The following is a 6168-nucleotide window of genomic DNA, read 5'->3' as shown; positions in this document are numbered from 1 at the left end:
CCCCCGCCGTACCGGCCCCCACCACAATCACTGGCTTGCGTCTGACGTCAGAAACCGGCGTCAGACGAGACTCTTTCCACAAGCGCCAGGCGATGCGACCGCCCCCCATGAGCAGCAGCAGCAGGACGGGGTACAGGACGGCAATCGAGCGCGGGATAAGGAGCCACTCACTGCCAAACACCATCAAGGCAAAGACGGCAACCGTGGAAACCAGGACAGCGCGAATCAAACGTCGCAAATCGGGCAGACTGGCAAACGTCCACATGCCTCGGTATAAGCCCGCCCAACGACAAGCCAACAACTGAACCAGCATCAGCACCAAAGTGCCAAGTACCAACTCCCGGTTATAGGCCGACGGCCAATCCAGATTGAAGCGCAGCAAAAACGCCCCCATCCACGCAAGCAGCACGACCAGCAAATCAAAAACAAAGACTAAGTACGAACGAAAATTGATCACACCCTGCGCCCTATGCCGTTGCCTTGTCCATCACAGATTGGAGCGCCATACAGGTCTTATCGAGATGTTCGTCGCTCAGCGTAGGATGCACCAAGAACATCAAGCTGGTATCACCCAACTCGCGAGCAATCGGCAACCGATTCGTAGGCCGAAAGTCTGACCCGTCAAAAGCCTTTTCCAGGTAAATTTCAGAACACGAGCCCGAATAGACCGGCACTCCATGGCTTAGAATCTCTTGCATGACGCGCTCGCGTGTCCATCCCGCTGCCAGCGCATCCAGACGCAAAAACACATAGCATTTATAGGCAGCGTGATCGACATCATCGGGCACAGTTGGCACCCGTAATCCCGGCAAAAGCCGGGCACAATCCCAAATCCGGCGCGCATGACATACCCGTGTTGCATGCCAATCTGCCATACGCCGCAATTGAATACGCCCAATCGCAGCCTGGATCTCCAGCATGCGCCAATTTGTACCAAAGGACTCATGCAACCAGCGATAACCCGGCGGGTGCTCGCGCTCATACACGGCATCCCACGACTTGCCATGGTCTTTATACGCCCACATCCGCTTCCACAAAGCGGTGTCGTCCGTCGTCACCATGCCCCCCTCGCCCCCGGTGGTCATGATCTTATCCTGGCAAAACGACCAAGCCCCCACATGCCCGATAGAGCCCACGGGCCGTCCCTTGTAACGTGCACCATGGGCCTGGGCACAGTCTTCGATCACGAACAGATCGTGTTCACGCGCCAAGCTCATGATGGGATCCATATCACAGGGCCAGCCGGCCAGATGCACACAGATGATGGCGCGCGTGCGCGGGGTCAGAACAGCGCGGATTGTCTCGGCAGTGATGTTCTGCGAATCAGGATCGACATCGGCGAAGATAGGGATGGCGCCCGCATTGACGATGCAAGATGCGGAAGCCAAGAACGTACGCGAGGTCACGACGACCTCGTCCCCCGCACCGATACCCAGGCCCAGTAGTGCAAGGTCTAAGGCCACAGTGCCATTTGCCAGGGCAATCGCGTGCTGCGTTCCCACCCATGCAGCAAACTCGCGCTCAAACTCGCGACACTCTTGGCCCGTCCAGTAGTTGACACGATTGGACAGGATCACATCGCGGGCAGCATCAGCTTCTTCTGTAGTGAATGAGGGCCAGGGGGGGAAGGGAGTGTTCAACACGATAATTATCCAGCGATCCAGAACAGGTTATTGTAGACAGCAACAGCAGAACGACGCACGCAGGGTCACGTGTAACCTGCAACCATAGGTCTAGCCGGAACGCCGACTACCGTCAGGCCATCGGCAATATCAGACACGACGGCAGCGCCAGCCCCCACGATGACGCTCGAGCCAATGAGTACCCCTTGGCGCACCGAAGCACCAATCCCGATCCAGGATCGATCACCGACCTGCACATCGCCAGCCAGATGGGCACCGGGGCTGATGTGCACGGCTTCGCCCAGGATGCAATCGTGATCCACGCTACACGCTGTGTTCAGGATCGCGCCCGAACCGATCACCGCATCGGCATTGACGATTGCGCCCGCCAGAGCCACCGTACCACCCCCCACGATGGCAGACCCGGAGATACAGGCCATCGGATGCAGAATGGACACCACCCTGACGCCTGCTTGATGCAACTGCTTCAACAGGTTCAAGCGGATTTGGTTATTCCCAATGGCGACCACCACCCCGTCCAGACGATCCAGCGCACTCAGCAACGCCACATCGTCCCCTATGATTGCCCAGCGACCGACCTGCTGCTTGCCCGGCCAAGCTCGGTCGTAAAATTCCACCGCCTCCCAGCCAGCCGCCAGGGCCGCTTCGGCCACGACCTTGCCGTGGCCGCTGGCGCCCAGGATCGCCAGGGTATGGCCAACCTGAGCCAGATTATTCATGGCGTCCCGTAAATTTTGACATCGTCGCCTCGCCTGCTGCACTGATCCCATCGCGGATCAACACTTTTTTCACCGTCAGGTACAGAATCTTCAAGTCCAGCCACAGCGAATGATGATCCACGTACCACACATCTAGTCGAAATTTGTCTTCCCAACTAAGTGCATTGCGCCCATTGATCTGCGCCCACCCCGTGACGCCTGGACGTACCTCGTGGCGGCGCGCCTGTTCCGGTGAATAAAGCGGCAGATATTCCATCAGTAAGGGACGCGGCCCCACCAGGCTCATGTCGCCCTTCAGCACATTCCAGAGTTCGGGCAGCTCATCCAGACTGGTCGCACGCAGCCAGCGGCCAAACGGCGTCATCCGCTCCGCATCCGGCAATGGCTGGCCGTCAGCATCGACTGCGTCCCGCATCGTGCGAAATTTGATCATGCGGAAGGGGCGGCCCTGCCGACCTGGCCGCACTTGATGGAACAGCACGGGGCGACCTAAGCGGCGTCTGATCATCCATGCCAGGGCCAGGATCACGAGGGACAGGATCAACAACCCCAAGCCCGATCCCAGAATATCCAATAGTCTTTTCAAGCCATGATCTCCATACCCCGCAGCATCTCCGCATTCACCCGCTGCACATCATACCGGTCTTCCGCCATCCGGCGAGACCGTTCTCCCATTTCCAGCGCTAGTGACGGCTCCACCAAGAACCGCCGCATGGCGCCCGCCAGCTCATCGATAGACCTGACCGAAACCAGGTAGCCATTCACGCCATCGACGACTGTTTCCCGACACCCCGGGGCGTCCGTTGTCACCACAGCCCGGCCTGCCGCCATGGCTTCCAGCACCGTGCGCGGCGTTCCTTCCCGATACGAGGGCAGCACATACACGCTGCATTGTTGCAGGGCAGGTCGCACATCGGCCAGCTTGCCCAGATAGTCGATGTGGCCCTGCTCCACCCAGACGGCGAGTTCATCCGCACGGATGGAATCCGGCCCTCCATCGACCCAGCCCGCCAAGCGAAACACCGCAGACGGAAACTCGCGCTGCAGACGGCTGGATGCCAGTGCGTATTCCCGCACCCCCTTGGCCCCCAGCAAACGCGCGATCATCAGGAATACCACCCGGCCCTCTGGAACCTGCGTCTGCGCGAAATGCCGGACATCGACGCCGGAACCATTGACCACCACGGACTCCGCCCGGCCTCTCAAAAGACCCAAGGTGCGAAACAACGCCTGATCGTCCGGATTCTGAAAAAACACCCGATGCGCCACGCGCAGCGCTACACGATACAGCCCACGCGCCAGCCCCGACACCAGGCGCGCCTTGACGCCCACCGGCTGATCCTGAAAAGCATAACCCAGACCTGTGATCAGCGCGTAGCGGCGCTTGACCCCCGCCAGCCACGCAGCCAGCACGCCATAGATCACCGGCTTGATCGTATAGCCCAGAAACACATCCGGGCGCAGGTGGAGCATCAAGCGCCACAGGCCAATCACCGCGCCCAGATCCGCGACCGGGTTCATCCCGGTGCGCCGCAAGGGAATGTCATGCGGGATTGCACCGCGGCCCCGCAAGGCCTGGCTCAAGGCTTCATCAGCCAGCCCCGGAGCGGCGACATGGACTTCGACTCCGGCGCGCAACAAATCGTCGATCAGCGCCCCCCGGAAATTCAGCAGGGATTCCGCAAATCCGCCGACCAGCAATAGCTTCATGCCCCGCCTTCCTGGTCGGCCAGCCAGGCCTGGAACATCAGGATCGGCCACAGCTGATACTGCCAGTTATGACTGCCCCGCATGTGCTGCAGCCAGCGCGCGCGAATCAGCGCGGGATCAAAGTAGCCATCCGCCCGCAGACGGTCTTCCGCCAGCAGGCTGTCCGCCCAGGCCCGCAAAGGCCCGCGCAGCCAGTCGTCTATCGGAATGCCGAAGCCCTTCTTGGGTCGCTCGACCAGTTCACGCGGCACATGCCGGTACAGCACCTGACGCAACAGCCACTTCCCCTGCCCATCGCGGATCTTCATCCGCAACGGCATCCGCCAGGCCAGTTCCACCACCCGATGATCCAGCAATGGGGCGCGTGTTTCCAGGCTGGTCGCCATAGCGGCCCGATCCACCTTTGCCATCACCTCGTCGGGCAGGAATGTCTGCGCATCCATCGCCATCATCCAGTGCTCGAAACAATCGGCCTGCGGCTGCAAAGCCGGGGTCGTCATCAGCGTAGGATGCTCGCCTCCGCCCAGAACGATACTGCCAGGATCCTGCCAGTGACTGGTCAGGCGACGGAAATAATCCATCTCTGTATCCAGTTCCAGCACGTCGGCCAGCTTCTGCGCCTTGGTCCCCGGAATCGCCAGCCGGAACCTTTCGGGCAGCACCGGCTTGGCCAGGGTAAACAAACGATCCCAGCCCGCAGGGGATACGCTGCGCAACAGCGCCGCACACGCGTGCCGGACAGATCCGGGCATGGACTGCAAGCGCAGCCAGACGCGCCGCGCGCCCAGATACCGGTTATAGCCGCCAAACAATTCGTCGCCACCATCGCCGCTCAACGCGACTGTGACATGCCGCCGCGCCAATTTGCTGATCAGGTACAAGGGAATCTGCGAATCCGCGCTCAGCGGTTCGCAATACATGCGAGGCAGCAAGGGGATCACATCCAGCGCGTCCTCTGGCCGCACGACCAGCGGCATATGATCGGTCCCCAGATGCCCGGCGATGGCCTGTGCATGCGCGGCTTCGTCGTATTCACTGCCGCTGAAGCCGATGGTAAACGTACGGACCGGCCTGGGGCTGAGTTTCTGCATCAGCGAAACGACGGTCGTGCTGTCGATCCCGCCACTGAAAAACGCCCCCACCGGCACGTCCGCCAGCATCTGCTGCCCGATGGTGTCCGACAGCCGCGATTCCACGGCATCGATTGCCGCCGTATCATCGCCTGTAAATGGTTGCGCGCATCCCTGGGCAACGGTTTCGTTGAAATTCCAGAATGGCTGCGGCGCAGCCGCCTTGGCGGCAGATACGCCCCGCCCCAAGGGGATCTCGATGAACTGGCCTTGCGGTAGTTTGAGCACGCCCTGATAAATCGACCACGGTGTCGGCACATAACCGTGCCTCAGATACAGGGCCAGCGACCCTCTGTCCACCGGCGCTCGGAAATCAGGGTGCGCCCGCAAGGCTTTCAGTTCAGACCCGAACAGCAGCATGTCGCCCTGCCAGCCCCAATACAAGGGCTTTTCCCCCAGGCGATCACGCGCCAGGCTGAGCACTTGGCTCTGGCGATCCCACAGGGCCAGCGCGAACATGCCAACGGCCAACTCCAAGGCGCGCTTGACCCCCCAAGACTGAATGCATGCCAGCAAGGTTTCAGTATCCGAATACCCGCGCCATTCTCGACCGGCCTCACCAAGCCGAGCCCGTAGCTCTAGATGATTGTAGATTTCGCCATTGAAAACCAGCACATACCGTCCACAGGACGAATGCATCGGTTGATGACCTGCTGCAGATAATTCCACAATAGACAAGCGGCGATGGCCCAATGCAAGACCAACCGTCGAATCAACCCACATCCCCGCATCATCTGGGCCACGATGCACTAAGGCTCCCGTCATCTGCCGCAGTGACGCCTCCAGCCCATCTATAGGCGGTAGCCGCCAAATTCCTGCTATTCCACACATGCTACGCCAACCTCTCCATAACTTAATACTCTCCTCTCATCCGGGATCAAACTCTGGATTCATCTCTTACACAAGCACATGCACCAAACCAATCGCATCAATCAACATCCAGGGAACAATTAATATAAAACCCTA

At 60.1% G+C, this 6168-nt stretch carries 5 protein-coding genes and 1 pseudogene; all 6 read right to left on the bottom strand.

Features of this window, described 5'->3' with window-relative positions; translation table 11 throughout:
* Window positions 1-457, bottom strand: a pseudogene (locus CCA01S_RS14905) (polysaccharide biosynthesis protein); the annotation flags it as partial.
* Between the two features lie 10 nt (window positions 458-467).
* Window positions 468-1643: a DegT/DnrJ/EryC1/StrS family aminotransferase gene (locus tag CCA01S_RS14900; protein ID WP_066459919.1), complete on the bottom strand. Its 1176-nt coding sequence runs from the start codon at window positions 1641-1643 to the stop codon at window positions 468-470.
* Between the two features lie 65 nt (window positions 1644-1708).
* A complete protein-coding gene (locus CCA01S_RS14895) occupies window positions 1709-2362 on the bottom strand; it encodes an acetyltransferase (protein ID WP_066459917.1) in 654 nt (217 codons plus the stop codon).
* The gene (locus CCA01S_RS14890; protein ID WP_066459915.1) at window positions 2355-2948 is read right to left on the bottom strand and encodes a sugar transferase; all 594 of its coding nucleotides are present in this window, start codon (window positions 2946-2948) and stop codon (window positions 2355-2357) included. Before CCA01S_RS14890 ends, CCA01S_RS14895 begins: the two co-directional genes overlap by 8 nt.
* Window positions 2945-4072 carry a glycosyltransferase family 4 protein gene (locus CCA01S_RS14885; RefSeq protein ID WP_066459913.1) on the bottom strand — a complete coding sequence of 376 codons (1128 nt, stop codon included), beginning with the start codon at window positions 4070-4072 and terminating at the stop codon, window positions 2945-2947. The genes CCA01S_RS14890 and CCA01S_RS14885 overlap by 4 nt, the downstream gene beginning before the upstream one ends.
* Window positions 4069-6033: an asparagine synthase (glutamine-hydrolyzing) gene (asnB, locus tag CCA01S_RS14880; protein ID WP_066459911.1), complete on the bottom strand. Its 1965-nt coding sequence runs from the start codon at window positions 6031-6033 to the stop codon at window positions 4069-4071. Before asnB ends, CCA01S_RS14885 begins: the two co-directional genes overlap by 4 nt.
* Window positions 6034-6168: the final 135 nt, after the last annotated feature.

Origin of the sequence: Castellaniella caeni NBRC 101664, assembly GCF_001592225.1 — a bacterium.
Classification (GTDB): Bacteria; Pseudomonadota; Gammaproteobacteria; order Burkholderiales; family Burkholderiaceae_B; genus Castellaniella; species Castellaniella caeni.
Note: the sequence above shows the minus strand (reverse complement) of the source record. Positions and strands in the feature narration are given on the sequence as shown.